The organism is Georgenia sp. X1117, assembly GCF_057784635.1.
On the sequence record NZ_CM173492.1, the window covers coordinates 1865155 to 1881566 of the forward strand.

Sequence of the window (16412 nt, forward strand, 5' to 3'; positions counted from 1 at the left end):
CCCCGTCCTCCCTGACGTCACGACGTTTTTCACCCCGGGTTTCACCCCGGCTCGTCGAAACCGCGTGATCGGGGTGTGACCGCGCACTCAGCCCGGCCGGTCGCGGGGGTGCCCTACCGGGGCAGCAGCCCGAGCGCGAGCCCGCGGGCGAGCGCCTCCTCGCGCGTGGCGACCCCGAGCTTGCGGTAGAGCGAGGAGCGCTGCGACTTCACCGTGTTCGGGGAGACGTGAAGGGACTCCGCGATGAGGGTGACGTTCGAGCTGCGCACCAGTGCGCCCAGGATCACCCGCTCGCGATCGGTGAGATCCGGCAGAGGTTCGGGCATCGGGAGAAGCCGGGGCACGGTGTCGAAGGGTGGGGGGAGGTGCTCGGCGGCCCCCGGCGGCAGCAGGGCGACCGTGGTCGTCACTCCGTGCGCGGTCGCCACCCCGGCCGCGCGCTGCGCGACCTCGGCCGCCTCGGCCGCCAGCCCGGCCCGCACGAGAAGGATCGACTCCAGGACGTCGGACGTCACCCTCTCGGCCGGGTGCTCCGCCGCGACCGAGGCGAGCAGGGCGAGCGCCCGCTCATCCATTCCCCGGACCACGGCCACCCGCGCAGCGGCGAGCGTGAGCCCGACGTTCCCTCCCGGTTCCGGAAGCAGCGCGTCGGCCTCGGCGGGCTGTTCGGTGGCCAGCAGGAGCTCACACTCCGTCACCAGCAGCAGCCGGTGGAGGCGGCGCCGCGCCGTCGCCCGGTCCCGACGCAGAGCCAACGTCGCCCGGAACCGCTCGAGGCCCTCGATCGGGCGGCCCGAGCGGATGTCGGCGAGCGCCCGCACGCGCGCGAGCAGGATCCAGTGCTCGGTCGTGCCCTCGACCGCGGCGAGCGGCTCGAGGTCGAGATGGGCCTGGTCGAGCTCGTCCCGCTCGAGCGCGGCCCAGGCGCGGCCGATCCGTAGCAGGTGCCCGGCATGGGAGTCGAGGAGCGCGGCCGGCCACGAGCGGCGTCCCGCACGTTCGATCCACTCGTCGGCGGCGGTGAGGCGGCCCGCCAGGGCGTCGGACACGGTGCCGACCCCCAGGGCGAGGAGCTCCGACGACGAGGAGTTGTCGGACTCGAGCGCACGGCGGACCTCCGCGCGGGCCTCGGCGAGCTCGCCGCCGTACATGAGCGTGAGGGCGATGCCCGCGTGCGTAAGCCCGTCCAGGCCACCGAGCGTGCGCCAGTCGTCCGACGTCATGCGCTCCATGAGCTGCACGGCCCTGCGACCGTTCGCCACCCCGCCGTCGCCGAGCGCCCACACTCGCTGCAGCCCAGCCTCGAGGAACCGGGCGAGCACCTTGTAGGAGATCACGTTCGTCGACGACCCGATCGATCCCAGCCCACCGATCATGGCCGTGGAGAGGTCGAGCGCCGCGGACCTGCGGCCGCCGACGTGGTACAGCACCATGGCGTTGACAGCGGCGATCCCCGGGTACCTGGCCATCTCCCCGCGGGGGATGCCCGACAGGAGCGCCGCGAGCTCGCGCTCCTGGATCGACCACAGGTCCAGTCCCCCGACGAGCAGCGCCTCCCAGGCGAGGTCGAGCCGGTGGGCCGCGACCGCCTCCTCGAGCGCGGGGAGCGCCGCGCGGTGCCCGAGCAGGGCCTGGGCCGCCGTCGCCCGGACCGCGAACCGCCTCTCGAGGGGCAGCTCGATCTGCGCCCGTGCCCGTCGGCGCACGACCGGGTGCAGCTGGAACACCGGTGCGTCGAATCCGCCGGTCCAGCGTCCCAGACCCGCGCGCTCGGCCTCGTCGAGAAACGTCTCCGGCCCGCCGAGCTCGACCACCAGCTCCTCGGTGAGCCACCGCGGCGCTGCGAGCACGGCGTGAGCCGGGTCGAGCTCGCCGGGGCCGGGCGCGCGCTGGAGGACCGCAGCCATCCCACGCCGGGTGGTCACGCCCGCGCGCGCGACGAGACGGACCGCCCCGGCGTGACCACGCGTCCCCCCCCCGTGCACGGTGGTCGGGTCGGCGAGCGAGCCCTGCTCGACGAGGAGGCGGGCGATCTCGTCGATCCCCAGGTAGAGCTCGTCGAACACCTCGATGTCCCACCAGCGGGGCAGGTGCCTGGTCGAGCGCACGGAGAACCGCAGCCGCAGCTCTGGGTGATGGTCGATCGCGCGGCGCAGCTGCGACCACTGCTGCTCGCTCAGGTCGTCGGCGTCGTCGACGACGACGAACCCCGCCCTCGCCTCCGGCACCTCGCCGCGGCTCCAGCGGACGTCCGTGCGGCCGCGGGCCCAGGCGGCCAGCGCCGAGGTCCGCCCCGACCCGTGCGGGCCGACCACCGCCACCACTGCGTGCAGGCCGGAGAGCATCGGAAGCAGCCCCGGCGGCTCGACCCAGCCGAGCGGGTCGCGCGGGGCCGCCGGTGCTGCCGCGCGGGCGAACGCCCCCGGGCGGAGGTGCGCCACCGACCCCTGCCGCAGGTGCGGAGGGTCACCCGACCCCTCGGCCGACGGTGGCACGAGGTTCGGAGGCACCGCCCCACGATAGCGACGTCCTGCCTGGTGCGGGAGGGGAAGGAGACCGGTCCGCGCCCCCGGCGCCCCGGCGCTGCGACCTGCCGATCCGTCCCCCTGAGACGACCCACGGGTGGTCCATCTCCCCGGGGTGGCGTCCCGCCCCGATCCTCCGGGTCGTTACCATCTCCGGAGGTACCCGCGTCCCGGGCCGACCGGCCGCGCCGACGCACACCAGCTGACCACCAAGGAGCACCGCACCGATGGGCATCCTCGACCGATTCGAGAAGGGCGTGGAGAACGTGGTGTCCAGCGCGTTCTCCAAGGCCTTCCGGTCCGAGGTCAAGCCCATCGAGATCGCCTCCGCCGTCCGCCGCGAGATGGACGAGCGTGCCGCCACGCTCACCCGCGACCGCACGGTGGCGCCCAACGAGTTCCACGTCGAGCTGGGCCCCGGGGACCTGTCCCGCGTGCGGGAGTGGGGCCACGACACGCTCGCCGGCGAGATCACCGCCGCGGCGACCGACCACGCGACCTCCCAGTCCTACAGCTTCGTCGGCCCCGTCGAGGTCGACTTCGTGGAGAACCCGAGCCTGCACACCGGGCGCATCCAGGTGCGCTCGGCGACCCGACGCGGTGCCGTCGCCCCGGCCGCCGCGGCGACCGCCTCCGCCGCCCACCCGATCCTCGACATCGACGGCCGCCGGTACCTGCTCACCGGGCCGGTCACCGTGCTCGGCCGCGGCTCGGAGTCCGACATCGTCCTCGACGACACCGGGGTCTCGCGCAGGCACCTGGAGATCACGGTGGGCCCGCAGGGCGTCATCGCCACCGACCTGGGCTCGACCAACGGCACCTTCGTCGAGGGGCACAAGATCACCGCGGCCACCCTGGTCGACGGCAACACGATCACGATGGGGCGCTCGCGGATCATGTTCTGGACCGGCGAGGACGAGGTCTGAGGGCGTGAACGAGCTCGTCGTCACCCTGCTCCGCCTGGGCTACCTGGCGGGTCTGTGGCTGTTCGTCGTCCTCGCCGTGCTCGTGCTGCGCAACGACATCTTCGGCACCCGGGTGGCGCCCCGTCCCGGCCGCTCCGCCAGGGCGGGCCGTGGCCGACCGGCCCGCGGTGCGGCGTCGGGCCCCGGGGCGGGGCGGCCCGCCCCCGGCAGGGACACCCCCACCCGGCTGGTGGTCACCGAGGGGCCGCTGACCGGGACGAGCGTGCCGCTGCACCGCTCGGCGATCCTCGTGGGCCGCGCCGCGTCGTGCACGCTCGTCCTCGAGGACGACTACGCCTCCTCCCGCCACGCGCGCTTCTTCCCCCGGGACGGACAGTGGTTCCTCGAGGACCTCGGCTCGACCAACGGCACGACGCTCGCCGGCCAGCGCATCGGCGTCCCCGTCCAGGTGCCCTCGGGCGTGCCCGTGCGCATCGGGCAGACCGTCATCGAGCTGAGGAGGTAGCGGGTGCCGATCGTCACGCGCTTCGCCGCCCGCTCCGACGTCGGCCTGCTGCGCTCGAGCAACCAGGACTCCGGCTACGCCGGGGAGCACCTGCTCGTGCTCGCCGACGGCATGGGCGGGCCGGCCGGCGGTGACATCGCCAGCTCGGTGGCGGTCGCCCACCTCGCCCCCCTCGACGACGACCACGGCGCCGACGAGCTGCTCGGCCTGCTGCGCGGCGCCGTCGCCGACGCCCACGCCGACCTGGTCGCCCGATCGACGGCGGACCCCGACCTGGCGGGGCTGGGCACCACGTGCATCGCGCTGCTGCGCACCGGGACCAAGCTGGCGATGGTCCACATCGGCGACTCGCGCGCCTACCTGCTTCGCGGCGGGGAGCTCACGCAGGTCACCACCGACCACACGTTCGTGCAGTACCTCGTCTCCACCGGCCGCCTCACCCGCGAGGAGGCCGAGCGCCATCCGCAGCGGAACATGATCCTGCGCGCCCTGGGAGACACCGACGGCGAGGTCGAGCTCGACGAGTCGATGCGCGAGATCCAGCCCGGCGACCGCTGGCTGCTGTGCTCGGACGGGCTGTTCGGCGTCGTCTCCCACGACACGATCACCGAGACGATGCGCGAGACCGAGGACCCGGGTGCCACCGCCCAGGCTCTCGTCGACCTCTCGCTGCGCGCCGGTGCCCCGGACAACGTCACGTGCGTCGTCGCCGACTTCCTGCCCTCCAGCGCCGCCGCCTCGGTGCCCGCGGCCGACCCGCAGGTGGTCGGCGCGGCCGCCGAGAACCCGGCGGACCGGCCCGCCGGCGGCCCGGGCGGACCCGGGGTGGCGCGCGGCTCGAGCGCCGAGCGGGCCGCGGCGCTGCTGAGCGCCGAGGAGGAGGAGGCCGAGGCCCCCCGGAAGCGACGTCGGCGGTTGCCCCGCGTCCTGCTCGGCACGCTCGGCGCGCTCGCCATCCTCGTGGCCGGGGCGTTCGCCGGCTGGAGCTGGACCCAGCAGCAGTACTTCGTCGCGCCGTCGGGCGACCACGTCGCGATCTACCGCGGCATCCCGCAGACCATCGGGCCCATCGGGTTCTCCGAGCTGCACGAGCGCACCGACCTGCGCATCGACGACCTCACGCCCCTGGCCCAGCAGCGCCTGGACTCCCCGGTGACCCGGGGCTCGCTCGAGGGCGCCCGCGCGGTGGTGGACAACCTGCGCGAGTCGATCGTGCCCGAGGAGTCGCCGTCCGAGTCTCCCTCGGAGTCGCCGTCCGAGTCCGGCTCCGAGTCGCCTTCGGAGTCCGTGACCGAGCTCCCGCCGGCCCTGCGGAGCCCCCTGCTGGGCGACGGGTCACCGTGAGGGGCGCCCTCTGATGGCGGTCGTCCGGCAGCAGGTCGCCCGCTCGGGGCGGTGGCCAGAGCTCGGCCTGCTCATCCTGGCCGTGGCCCTGGTGATGTTCGGCTACGTCCAGGTCTCGCTCAACGTCAACGGCACGCTCCCGCCCGACCTGCTCACCCGCGGCGGCATCTTCGCCGGCTTCGCCCTGGTCGCCCACCTGGTCGTGCGCTGGCGGGCCCCCTACGCCGACCCGGTGATCCTGCCGGTCGTCGTCCTGCTCAACGGCATCGGGCTGACGATGATCCACCGGCTCGACCTCGCCGAGGGCACCGCCGGCGTGGACCGCCAGCTCATGTGGACCGCGCTCGGGGTGGGCCTCGCGCTGGCCGTCCTGCTGCTGGTGCGCGACCACCGGGGGCTGCGCGGCCTGACCTACACCTCGATGATCGCCGGCATCATCCTGCTCCTGCTGCCGATGCTGCCGGGCATCGGCCGCACCATCAACGGCGCGCGCATCTGGGTGGGCATCGGTCCCTTCAGCTTCCAGCCCGCCGAGATCGCCAAGATCGCCCTGGCCATCTTCTTCGCCGGCTACCTCGTGGCCAACCGGGACAACCTCGCCCTGGCGGGCCCGCGGTTCCTGGGCATGCACCTGCCCCGGCCGCGCGACCTGGGCCCCATCCTCATCGTGTGGGGCATGTGCATGGCCGTGCTCGTCGTGCAGCGCGACCTGGGCACGGCGGTGCTCTTCTTCGGCATGTTCGTCGCCCTCATGTACCTGGCCACCGAGCGGATCAGCTGGGTGATCCTCGGTGGGCTGCTCGGCGCCGGCGGCGCCCTGGTCGCCGCCACGCTCTTCCCGCACGTCGGCGCGCGCGTCGACGTGTGGATCAACGCCCTGGACCCGGAGATCTACTCGCGCAGCCCCGGTGGCTCCGGCCAGCTCGTGCAGGGCCTGTTCGGCCTCGCCTCCGGCGGCCTCATGGGCACCGGGTGGGGCCTGGGCTACCCCCAGCTCGTGCCCTACGCCGAGTCCGACTTCATCATCGCCTCGCTCGGCGAGGAGCTCGGCCTCACCGGGCTGCTGGCGATCCTCCTGCTCTACCTCATCCTCGTCCAGCGGGGCCTGCGCGCCTCGGTGGCCGTTCGCGACGGCTTCGGCAAGCTCCTCGCCGCGGGCCTGGCCTTCACCATGGCGCTGCAGGTGTTCGTCGTCGTCGGGGGCGTGACCCGGCTGATCCCGCTCACCGGCCTGACCACCCCCTTCCTCGCCGCGGGCGGCTCCTCGCTCGTCGCGAACTGGGTGATCGTCGCGCTGCTGCTGCGCATCTCCGACGCCGGTCGCCGACCCACGCCGGTCGCCGACCCCTCCGCGGTGCTCGCCGTCTCGACGACGGCGCCCTCCCCCGACGCGCCCCCCGACGAGCGCGCGCCGGTCCCGGCCGGAGCGCCGGCCGCGGCCTCGCGGTCCGCAGGGTCCGCGGTCGGTCCGGGCGGTGCGGGTGGTCCGGTCGGACCGGGCGGTGCGGGCAGCACGCAGGGCGACGGCGGCGCGACCGACGACGGGGCCGACGGCGGCTGGACGCCCTACCCGGACACGGGCCGGCCCCCCGCGGGCGACGACCGGCCACGCTCCTCCTTCCGGCCCACGGACGAGCGCCGGGCGGCGGACGGCGCGAGCCCGTCGTGGGACCGCCCCACCGAGCAGCACGCGGCCGTCCCGGCCGACGACGGCGACGCCGGGCCCCGCCCCGCGCGGGGGACGACCGACCGGCCCGCGGCGGACGACGCCACCGCCGAGACCCTGCTCCCGCCCGACGGCGACCACGACGGCCCCGAGGAGGGACGATGAACGACCAGATCCGCCGACTGACCCTCGTGGTCGTGCTCATGTTCCTCTCGCTCATGGTCTCCGCCACGACCGTCCAGTTCGTCCAGGCCGGGGACCTCAACGCCGACGGCCGCAACGTGCGCACCTTCTACCGCGAGTTCGGCCGGGACCGCGGCCCGATCGTCGTCGCCGGCACCCCGATCGTCACCTCGGAGCCGGTCGACGACGCCTACAACTACCTGCGCCGATACCAGCAGGGCCCCGCCTACGCCCACCTCACGGGCTACTTCTCGGTCGTGCACTCCTCGATGACCGGGCTGGAGCGCTCCGGCAACGACGTGCTCAACGGCAACGACCCGGGCCTCCTGCTGTCCCGGCTGCAGTCCCTGGTCACCGGCAACCAGCCCCGCGGCGGGGCCCTCGAGCTGACCATCGACCCCGCCGCCCAGGCCGCCGCGATCGAGGGGCTGGGCGACCAGCGGGGCGCCGTCGTCGCCATCGACCCCTCCACCGGGGCGATCCTGGCGATGTACTCCTCCCCCTCCTACGACCCCAACCCGCTGGCCTCGCACGTGCGCTCCGAGGCCACGGAGGCGTACGACACCCTGGCCGCCGACCCCGACCGGCCGCTGCTCAACCGGGCCATCGGCGGCGACCAGTACGCGCCCGGCTCCACGTTCAAACTCATCACCGCCGCGGCGATGGTCGAGAACGGGCTCATGGCCGACTCCATGGTCGAGGCGCCGACCGAGTACCAGCTCCCGCAGACGCAGACCTTCATGCACAACCCCGGTGAGCGGGCCTGCGGCGACGGCTCCGGCCGCACCACGCTGCGCCAGGCACTGATCGAGAGCTGCAACACCCCCTTCGCCATCGGCGCGGTCAACCTGGGCACCGACGAGCTCAACGAGCAGGCGGAGGCCTTCGGCTTCGGCCAGGACCTCGAGATCCCCATGGGCGTCACGCCGTCGCGGTTCCCGGCCGACGCGACGCCCCCCGAGCTCGCCCAGTCCTCGATCGGGCAGTTCTCGGTGCGCACGCACCCGCTGCAGATGGCGATGGTCGCCGCCGCGATCGCCAACGACGGCACCCTGATGACCCCCTACCTGGTCGACCGCACGCTCTCGCCGGACCTCGAGGAGGTCGACTCCCACGACCCGGAGGTCTTCTCCGAGCCGATCTCCGAGCGCACCGCCGAGGAGATGACGTCGATGATGATCGACGTCGTCGAGCAGGGCTACGACAACCCGGGCGCGATCCCCGAGGTGAGCGTGGCCGGGAAGACCGGCAGCGCCGAGATCGACGCGAACACTCCGCCGCACGCCTGGTACACGGGCTTCGCACCGGCCGACGACCCGCAGGTCGCCGTGGCCGTCATCGTCGAGAACGGCGGGGACGTCGGCTGGGGCGTCGGCGGTGCCCAGCTGGCCGCGCCCATCGCCGCCGACGTGATGGAGGCGGTCCTCGAGTGACCGACGAGCGACCGGCCGTCCCTGCGCCCCTGCCCGACGACGTGGCCGCGCAGGTCGCGGCGACGCGCCTGCGTGCGGGTGCCCGGGTGGCCGGCCGCTACGAGCTGGTCACGCCGCTCAACACCGGGGGCTCCGGGGAGGTGTGGGTCGCCCACGACCGGCGGCTCGACCGCCGGGTGGCGATCAAGTGCCTGCACCCCGACCTGGCCGCGCAGCCGCACTTCCTCGAGCGGTTCCGCAAGGAGTCGCAGAACACGGCCCGGCTGCGGCACGTCAACATCGCCGCCCTGCTCGACCACGGGCGGGCCGAGGACGGCGGCGCCTACCTCACCCACGAGCTCGTCGTGGGCGACGACCTGGCCGACATCCTCGCCCGCTCCGGCTCCCTCGCCCCGGCCGCGACGGTGCGGATCCTCTCCCAGGTGCTCGACGCCCTGGCTGCCGCCCACGACGCCGGCGTCGTGCACCGGGACGTCAAGCCGGCCAACGTCCTGGTCTCGACGCGGGGCACCGTCAAGCTCACCGACTTCGGGATCTCGCGAGCGGTGGGCCAGGAGACGATGACCTCGACGGGCATGGTCATGGGCACCCCCGAGTACCTGTCGCCCGAGCTGGCCCGCGGGGGCACCGCGAGCCCCGCGGCCGACCTGTACGCGGTCGGCGTCATCGCCTTCGAGTCGCTGCTGGGCCGGCGCCCCTTCGGCGGGGCCCGTCCCCTGGACGTGCTGCTCGAGCACGTCTCGGCGCCCGTGCCGGACCTCGTGGGGGTGCCGCCGGTCCTCGGCGACCTCGTGCGGGAGCTGCTGGCCAAGACGCCGGAGGAGCGCCCGGCGTCGGCGGGGGCCGCGGCGACACGGTTGCGCGACGCGCTGGACGAGATCCGTCGACCTCGACGGGTCAGGCACGATCGTCTCGGTAGAGTGGACGGCACCGCGCCCGCCGCGGGAGACCGGGCGGAGACCGCGAAGGAGGACAGCACGTGAGTGAGCACGTGACCGACGGACCCCTGGTCCTGGCGGACCGGTACGAGCTCGGGGGCCTCATCGGGCGCGGTGGGATGGCCGAGGTGCACGTCGGACGCGACCTGCGCCTGTCCCGCACGGTCGCCGTGAAGATGCTGCGCGCGGACCTTGCCCGCGACCCGTCCTTCCTCGCCCGGTTCCGGCGCGAGGCCCAGTCGTCGGCCGGGCTCAACCACCCGGCGATCGTCTCGGTGTACGACACCGGCGAGCACGTCACCGGTGCGGGGACCCCCGACGAGCGGCGCGTGCCGTTCATCGTCATGGAGTACGTCGAGGGCCACACGGTCCGCGAGCTCCTCGGCGACGGCGACCCCGTGCCGATCGGGGAGGCCGTCGAGATCGTCGTGGGCGTGCTCAACGCCCTGGAGTACAGCCACCGCGAGGGCATCGTCCACCGGGACATCAAGCCCGGGAACATCATGATCACCCCCACCGGTGACGTGAAGGTGATGGACTTCGGCATCGCGCGGGCGCTGTCGGACAACTCGGCGACGATGACCCAGCCGCACTCGGTGGTCGGCACCGCCCAGTACCTCTCCCCCGAGCAGGCACGCGGCGAGGTCGTCGACGCCCGCTCGGACCTGTACTCCACCGGCTGCCTGCTCTTCGAGCTGCTCACCGGCCGCCCGCCCTTCTCCGGCGACTCCGCCGTGGCCGTGGCCTACCAGCACGTGCGGGAGATCCCGCCGACGCCGTCGACGATCGCCTCGGACATCCCCGAGACGCTCGACCGGGTGGTCATGAAGTCCCTGGCCAAGGACCGCGACGAGCGCTACTCCGACGCCGCCCACTTCCGCAGCGACCTGCTGGCCGCCCACCGCGGCAGCGAGGTGGCCGCCCCGCCGACCGCCGCCTGGGTGGCGGGCGCCGCCGCGGCCGGTGCCGCCGCCGGCTCGGCCACCCAGCTCGTTCCCTCCACCGGTACCTCCACGCCCGCCGCGGCCGCGGCCCCGCCCGCCGACAACGGCGAGGGCTACCGCCGCACACCGCAGGCCGTCGAGGAGGAGCCGAAGCGCTCCCGCGCCTGGCTGTGGATCCTGCTCGTCGCGCTGCTCGCGGTCGGCGGCGTGGTCACCTACCTGCTCGTCACGGGCGGGGACGACGAGCCGGAGACCCCCTCGGTGACGATGGTCGACGTCCCCCAGCTCGAGGGGCTCGACGAGGCCGGTATCGCACAGGCGCTCGAGGACGAGGAGCTCGTCCCCAACTTCCTCGACCCCGAACCCTCCGACGACGTCGAGGAGGGGCTCTTCCTCAGCTCCCAGCCCGAACCGGGCACCTCCGTGGAGGCCGGCAGCGGCGTCGACGTCGTGCTCTCCTCCGGGCCGTCCGAGGTGACGGTCCCCGAGCTCGACGGGCTCGACCGCGCCGAGATCGTCGACGCCCTCGACGAGCTCGACCTCGTGGCCGAGTTCGGTGAGCCGGAGAGCTCCGACGAGATCGAGGAGGGCCTGTTCCTCCGCTCGACGCCGGCCCCGGGCACCGGGGTCGCCCCCGGCTCCTCGGTGCAGGTGGTCCTGTCCGACGGCGTGGGCGACGCGGAGGTGCCGGACGTCGCGGGTCGTACCCAGGAGGAGGCGCGCGCCCTCCTGGAGGAGGCCGGTCTCGAGGTCGGCAACATCTCCACGGTCGACGAACCCGGCGCGAGCGCCGACCAGGCGCTCCGGACGGAACCCGCGGCGGGGACCTTCGTACCGCGCGGCACGGAGGTGACGATCGTCCTCGCCTCCGGGCGGGTCGACGTCCAGGACCTCACCGGGCTGCCGCGCGAGGAGGCCGAGAGCATCCTCGACTCCCTCGAGCTCAGCTACGCGGTGACCGAGGAGAACTCCGACGAGTACCCCGAGGGGCAGATCGTCTCCCAGTCCCAGACCGGGCTCGTCGACCAGGGCACCCGCATCGACCTCGTCGTCTCGCAGGGTCCCGAGGAACCCACCGAGGAACCCACCGAGGAACCCACCGAGGACCCGACCGAGACCCCGACGGACGGCAACGGCGACGGGTGAGCCCGCTCCGGTCCCACGAGTGAGCACCTTCCTGCCTCACGAGTGAGCGGCTTTCTGCCCGACGAGTGAGCACCGACCGGCGGCAGCGCACCGACCGCGGGCAGCGCCCCGGTCGGCGGTCGGGATCCCCGCCGCTCAGCGGCGCACGAGCGGGGCGAGCCCGTCCGCGACCTCGGCGGCGCCGTCCTGCCCGGCCAGCTCGAGCCAGTTGGCCAGCAGCCGGTGCCCGCCCTGGGTCATCACCGACTCCGGGTGGAACTGCACCCCGTGCAGCGGCAGCTCGCGGTGCGCCAGCCCCATCACCACACCACCGGCCGTACGAGCAGTGACCACGAGCTCCTCGGGCACCGACTCCGGGACGACGGCCAGCGAGTGGTAGCGCGCCGCGGTGAACGGCGTCGGCAGCCCGGCGAGGACACCCGTGCCCTCGTGCTCGACCTCGGAGGTGCGACCGTGCATGAGCTCGGGCGCGTGGGTGACGACCCCGCCGTAGAGCTCGGCCAGCACCTGGTGCCCGAGGCACACCCCGAGCATCGGCACGCCCGCGGCCGCGCAGGCCTCGATGATCTCGCCCGAGCGTCCGGCGGCCTTGGGGATGCCCGGCCCCGGGGAGACGAGCACGCCGTCGACGCCGTCGAGGTCCACCTCTACGGCGTCGTTGCGCGTGACCACGGTCCGCGCGCCGAGCTGCTGGAGGTAGCCGACGATCGTGTGGACGAAGCTGTCGTAGTTGTCCACCACGAGGATGCGGGCCACGGTCACTCCACGGTCAGGTCGGCGCTGGGGAGGATCGACTCTACCCAGGGGAACACCCAGACGAAGAGGGCGCCCACGGCGGCCACGAGCAGAGCGGTCAGCAGCAGGACCCGCACCCATCGGGGGCCGGGCAGGGCACGGAACAGCGCGGCGTACATCAGCTCTCCCCGAGGAGCTCGGCGGGTGCGCCGTCGGCGCGGTCGACCCAGTGGTCGAGCTCGGTGTAGGTGATCCAGCGGTGGGTGGAGTAGTTGAACGGGTGGCAGGTGGTCAGGGTCATCAGGCGTTCGGTGGGCTCGGCGGCGGGGTCGTTCGGCACCGGCGCGACGACCTCGACGTCCCAGGGCCGCACGATCTCGCTGCCGGTGACCCGGTAGACGTAATAGGCCTCCGCCGTCTCGACGACCACCGGGTCGCCGACCTCGAGGTCGGCGACGCGCCCCAGCGGCGAGCCGTGGGTCTGCCGGTGACCGGCCACCGCCAGGTTCCCGACCTCGCCGGGCATCGCCGTCTCCGGGTAGCGGCCCACGGCCCCCAGGTCGAGGACGTCCATGCCGATGCCCTCGACCAGGGGCAGCGCGCGGTCGTCCCAGGTGGGGACGTGCACGACGCCGATCGCCTCGGTCCCGTCGGGCAGCGTGACGAGCCCGTCTGCCGCCGGCGGCTCGTCGTCGCGCGGCTCGCCGGCCGCCGCCGGGGCCTGCCCCACCTGCTCGGCGAAGGCGGCGACCGCCTCGTCCTGACGGGCGTGCCCCTCGAGGTCGGTCCACCACAGCTGCCAGAGCACGTAGAGCCCGAGGATGACCCCGGCGGTGAGCAGGAGCTCGCCGAGCACCCCGACGGTGTCCCACACGCGGGAGCGACGGCGCGCGGCCGGTGGGCGGTCGGTCGTCGTCATCCGGTGCTCCCGCCGCCGTGGTCCGTGCCCTCGAGCGCCTCGGCGAAGCGGGTCGAGCCCGTGGAGGCGGCGGCGGGCATCTCCATCTCCTCGTGGACGGTGACCTCGTAGCCCAGGCCGATGAGGTCGACCCACTGGCGGTAGACGTCCACCGCGGGGGACTCGTCGAGGGCGGCCAGCAGGTCGTCGGTGTCCCCGACGGCGGCGATGACGAACGGTGGGGAGTAGACCCGCGCGCCCACGTACAGGACGTTGCCCACGCAGCGCACCGTGGTGGTGCTGAGCAGGCGCTGGCCCTGCACGGTCAGTGCCTCCGCACCGCCGGCGCGCAGCGCGTTGATGACGCCCTCGACGTCCTGCTGGTGGACGACGTAGTCGTCGGCCACGCGGTCGACGGGGATGCCGGACTCCGGGGTGGGCGCGTCCTCGAGCGCCACCTCGACGCCGGGGCCGCTCACCGCCACGGCGCCGGCGGCGACCCGGACGTCGTCGGGGACCTGCCGGGCACCCTCGACGTGCGGGTCGAGGTAGGGCTCGATCGCCTCGCGCAGCTCCTCGTTCTCCTGCTCGAGGGTCTCCAGCCGGCCGGTCTGGGCGCGAGCCAGGGAGACGAGGTCGGTCGCGGCGCGCTCGGGGTCGTCCCCGGCGTCGGCCGCGTTGAGGGCGATGATGAGCCCGGCGAGGACACCGACGGCGGCCACCCGCAGGGACGCCGGCGGGACGCGCAGACGCGACATCCTGCCTCCTCCCGCCGTCGACCGGATGCTCGAAGACTACGATAGGTCGAGGTCGCGCCCCGGGCGCCCGACGACACAGCCCACCGCCCCGACCGGGGGCCACCACTGGAGGACCACGTGCCCGTCTCGAAGAAGCGCAAGCGCAAGGACGGTTCGCCCGTCACCCGCACCGACCAGGAGGAGGCCCAGGCCGCTGCCGCCGCGGCCCCCGCACCGAACCCGTCGTGGTGGGCGCCGACGATGGTCACCCTCATGATTCTCGGCCTGGTGTACGTCCTCGTCACCTACCTGACCTCCGCCGGCTACCCCGTCCCCGGGATCGGCAACTGGAACCTGGCCATCGGCTTCGGCATCGCGATGATCGGGTTCCTCATGACGCTGCGCTGGCGCTGACCCCCGCCCGGGGCCGGCAACGACGCCGGCCCCGGTGTCGGGTCCGACGCCCGACGCCCCCGCTCCTGGCACCCCTGCTCGACGGCGCTGCCGCCGTCGCTCCTCCCCCGCCGCCGACCGTCGACGTCCGTGCACGCTCCCGGCCTGTCGGCGCAGCGCCCGACGATCCCCCGTCCGACGACGGATGTCCACAGGCATGTCCACATCCGGGGGAGAAACACAGCCGTGTCATTCGCTCGACCGTGGGCACGGCCCACCGAGGACCAGTTTTCCACAGGCTTTCCCACATCTGGGGAGTAATGACAGCGGTGTAACTCCACACCTGTGATTCCAGGTGTGGACGGAGCGGGTACGCCTGCGGGGCCCGCTGGGGCGGCGTGGTGGACGACGGCGCTCAGGCACCGGCGTCGGGTGAGTGCGCTCGGTCAGACCAGGGCGAGGTAGGTCGCGCAGGTGCCGACCAGCACGGCGGCCATGGCGACGGAGGAGATCACGGCGGTGGTCGTGGGGCGTCGGTGCCCCAGGAACCAGGCCAGGCCGAGCACAGCCCCGACGACCATGCCGCCCAGGTGCGCCTCCCAGGAGATGTTCAAGCCGGGGATGAAACCGATGACGATGTTGATGCCGAGCAGCACGACGAGCTGGCTGGTCTCCTGCCCCAGGCTCCGCCAGATCACGAGGATCGCACCGAACAGACCCATGATCGCGCCGGAGAACCCGACGAAGCCGGTGATCCACCCGGAGCTGCCCGGACCCCCCGAGAGCAGGAGCACCGCCGTCGAGCCGCCCAGTGCGGTGAGGACCATGAGCACCGCGAGGCGCCAGCGGCCCACGACCTGCTCGAGCGCCTGACCTGCGATCCACAGCGCGTACATGTTGAACAGCAGGTGGAACAGGCCCCCGTGCAGGAGGACGGCGGTGAGCATCCGCCACGGCTCGACCTCGGTGACGGCCGGCCAGTAGAGGAGGTCGGCCTGGACCCCCGAACCGGCGCGCTGGAGCACCTGGACCAGGGCGATGAGGCCCATGACGACGAACGTGACGTACGGGCTGCCCGGAGTGGGGCGGACCCCGATCGGCGAGCGTCGGCGCGGGTCCCGACGCCGGGGCCGGTTGTCGGGGTGGGGCTCGCCCGGGACGGGGTGGGCCGGGTAGGCCTGGCCGGGCGTGACGTAGGCGCCGAACTGGGGCGCGCGCCGGTAGGCGCCGGGCTGACCGCCGTGCGCGCCCGCACCGGGCGTCTGCGGCCCGGACGGCTGCGCCTCGTGCGGCGCGTCCGGGTGGGATCCGCCCGGACCCGCGCCCTCGCGGGGGTCGCCGGGTCCGGGCGGGTGACTCACTCGACGATCTCGACGGACTCGATGACGACGGGCTCGACCGGACGGTCGGCCGCACCGGTGGGCACCGCGCCGATCGAGTCGACGACGCCGCGGGAGGCCTCGTCCGTCACCGCGCCGAAGATGGTGTGCTTGCCCTGCAGCCACGTGGTGGGCTGGGTCGTGATGAAGAACTGCGAGCCGTTGGTGCCCCGGCCCATCATCTTGCCCGCGTTGGCCATCGCCAGCACGTAGGGCTCGGTGAAGCCGAGCTCCGGGTGGATCTCGTCGTCGAAGGTGTAGCCCGGGCCGCCCGTTCCGGTGCCCTCGGGGCAGCCGCCCTGGATCATGAAGTTGGGGATGATCCGGTGGAAGGTCAGCCCGTCGTAGAAGGGGCGGGTCACCTTCTCGCCGGTCTCGGGGTCGGTGAACTCCTTCGTCCCGCGCGCGAGCTCGACGAAGTTGCTGACGGTCTTCGGCGCGTGGTTCGGGAAGAGCCGGATCGACACGTCGCCGTGGTTGGTGTGGAGGATGGCGTCCATGGTCCAATCCTCGCACGCACGGCGCCGTGCGGACGGGTCGACTCCCGCGCGCCGGTGCGTCCGCATGGCGGACCGCTGTGGTCGGGTTCACCGGCTCTACTGGCAGCGTCGCCCCTGATACGGAACTATGGGGGGTGGGACGGCCGGTCAGCGCCGCCGA

Annotated in this window: 15 protein-coding genes; 8 read left to right on the forward strand and 7 right to left on the reverse strand. The window is 73.8% G+C overall.

The genetic code is table 11. The annotated features are described in order from the left end of the window. Nucleotides 1-113: 113 nt before the first annotated feature. Nucleotides 114-2510, reverse strand: coding sequence for a LuxR C-terminal-related transcriptional regulator (locus tag AC3D3D_RS08555; RefSeq protein WP_463662793.1), 2397 nt, complete (start codon nucleotides 2508-2510; stop codon nucleotides 114-116). A gap of 242 nt (nucleotides 2511-2752) precedes the next feature. Here AC3D3D_RS08555 and AC3D3D_RS08560 point away from each other — a divergent pair, with 242 nt between their 5' ends. The 7 genes from AC3D3D_RS08560 to pknB are packed head-to-tail and all read left to right on the forward strand — an operon-like array spanning nucleotide 2753 to nucleotide 11610. Then, nucleotides 2753-3451, forward strand: a complete 699-nt coding sequence (locus AC3D3D_RS08560; RefSeq protein ID WP_463662794.1) for an FHA domain-containing protein — start codon at nucleotides 2753-2755, stop codon at nucleotides 3449-3451. 4 nt (nucleotides 3452-3455) lie between these two features. Then, nucleotides 3456-3956 (forward strand): FHA domain-containing protein FhaB/FipA, encoded by a 501-nt coding sequence (locus AC3D3D_RS08565; protein ID WP_463662795.1) that lies wholly within the window; start codon nucleotides 3456-3458, stop codon nucleotides 3954-3956. 3 nt (nucleotides 3957-3959) lie between these two features. After that, a complete protein-coding gene (locus AC3D3D_RS08570) occupies nucleotides 3960-5300 on the forward strand; it encodes a PP2C family protein-serine/threonine phosphatase (RefSeq protein WP_463662796.1) in 1341 nt (446 codons plus the stop codon). Nucleotides 5301-5313: 13 nt separating this feature from the next. Next, nucleotides 5314-7131: an FtsW/RodA/SpoVE family cell cycle protein gene (locus tag AC3D3D_RS08575; RefSeq protein WP_463662797.1), complete on the forward strand. Its 1818-nt coding sequence runs from the start codon at nucleotides 5314-5316 to the stop codon at nucleotides 7129-7131. Next, nucleotides 7128-8582 (forward strand): peptidoglycan D,D-transpeptidase FtsI family protein, encoded by a 1455-nt coding sequence (locus AC3D3D_RS08580; RefSeq protein WP_463662798.1) that lies wholly within the window; start codon nucleotides 7128-7130, stop codon nucleotides 8580-8582. Before AC3D3D_RS08575 ends, AC3D3D_RS08580 begins: the two co-directional genes overlap by 4 nt. After that, a complete protein-coding gene (locus tag AC3D3D_RS08585; protein WP_463662799.1) occupies nucleotides 8579-9565 on the forward strand; it encodes a serine/threonine-protein kinase in 987 nt (328 codons plus the stop codon). The genes AC3D3D_RS08580 and AC3D3D_RS08585 overlap by 4 nt, the downstream gene beginning before the upstream one ends. Further along, the gene (gene pknB, locus AC3D3D_RS08590; RefSeq protein ID WP_463662800.1) at nucleotides 9562-11610 is read left to right on the forward strand and encodes a Stk1 family PASTA domain-containing Ser/Thr kinase; all 2049 of its coding nucleotides are present in this window, start codon (nucleotides 9562-9564) and stop codon (nucleotides 11608-11610) included. Before AC3D3D_RS08585 ends, pknB begins: the two co-directional genes overlap by 4 nt. Nucleotides 11611-11745: 135 nt before the next feature. Here the strand turns inward: pknB and AC3D3D_RS08595 are convergent, their stop codons facing one another. Genes AC3D3D_RS08595 through AC3D3D_RS08610 form a run of 4 tightly spaced genes read right to left on the reverse strand, consistent with a single transcriptional unit; the run spans nucleotide 11746 to nucleotide 14001 of the window. After that, entirely contained in the window at nucleotides 11746-12366 is a 621-nt protein-coding gene (locus tag AC3D3D_RS08595; protein ID WP_463662801.1) for an anthranilate synthase component II, read from the reverse strand. Nucleotides 12367-12368: 2 nt separating this feature from the next. Continuing rightward, nucleotides 12369-12524 (reverse strand): hypothetical protein, encoded by a 156-nt coding sequence (locus AC3D3D_RS08600; protein WP_463662802.1) that lies wholly within the window; start codon nucleotides 12522-12524, stop codon nucleotides 12369-12371. Then, on the reverse strand, nucleotides 12524-13264 hold the full coding sequence (locus tag AC3D3D_RS08605; RefSeq protein WP_463662803.1) for a class E sortase: 741 nt from the start codon (nucleotides 13262-13264) through the stop codon (nucleotides 12524-12526). Before AC3D3D_RS08605 ends, AC3D3D_RS08600 begins: the two co-directional genes overlap by 1 nt. Then, complete coding sequence (locus AC3D3D_RS08610) at nucleotides 13261-14001, reverse strand: DUF881 domain-containing protein (RefSeq protein ID WP_463662804.1); 741 nt, start codon at nucleotides 13999-14001, stop codon at nucleotides 13261-13263. Before AC3D3D_RS08610 ends, AC3D3D_RS08605 begins: the two co-directional genes overlap by 4 nt. A 117-nt stretch (nucleotides 14002-14118) precedes the next feature. Between AC3D3D_RS08610 and AC3D3D_RS08615 the strand changes: the two genes are divergently transcribed. After that, nucleotides 14119-14394, forward strand: coding sequence for a cell division protein CrgA (locus tag AC3D3D_RS08615; RefSeq protein ID WP_463662805.1), 276 nt, complete (start codon nucleotides 14119-14121; stop codon nucleotides 14392-14394). Between the two features lie 425 nt (nucleotides 14395-14819). Here AC3D3D_RS08615 and AC3D3D_RS08620 read toward each other — a convergent pair whose 3' ends face one another. Next, on the reverse strand, nucleotides 14820-15734 hold the full coding sequence (locus AC3D3D_RS08620; protein WP_463662806.1) for a rhomboid family intramembrane serine protease: 915 nt from the start codon (nucleotides 15732-15734) through the stop codon (nucleotides 14820-14822). Then, nucleotides 15731-16252, reverse strand: coding sequence for a peptidylprolyl isomerase (locus tag AC3D3D_RS08625; protein WP_463662807.1), 522 nt, complete (start codon nucleotides 16250-16252; stop codon nucleotides 15731-15733). The genes AC3D3D_RS08620 and AC3D3D_RS08625 overlap by 4 nt, the downstream gene beginning before the upstream one ends. Nucleotides 16253-16412: the final 160 nt, after the last annotated feature.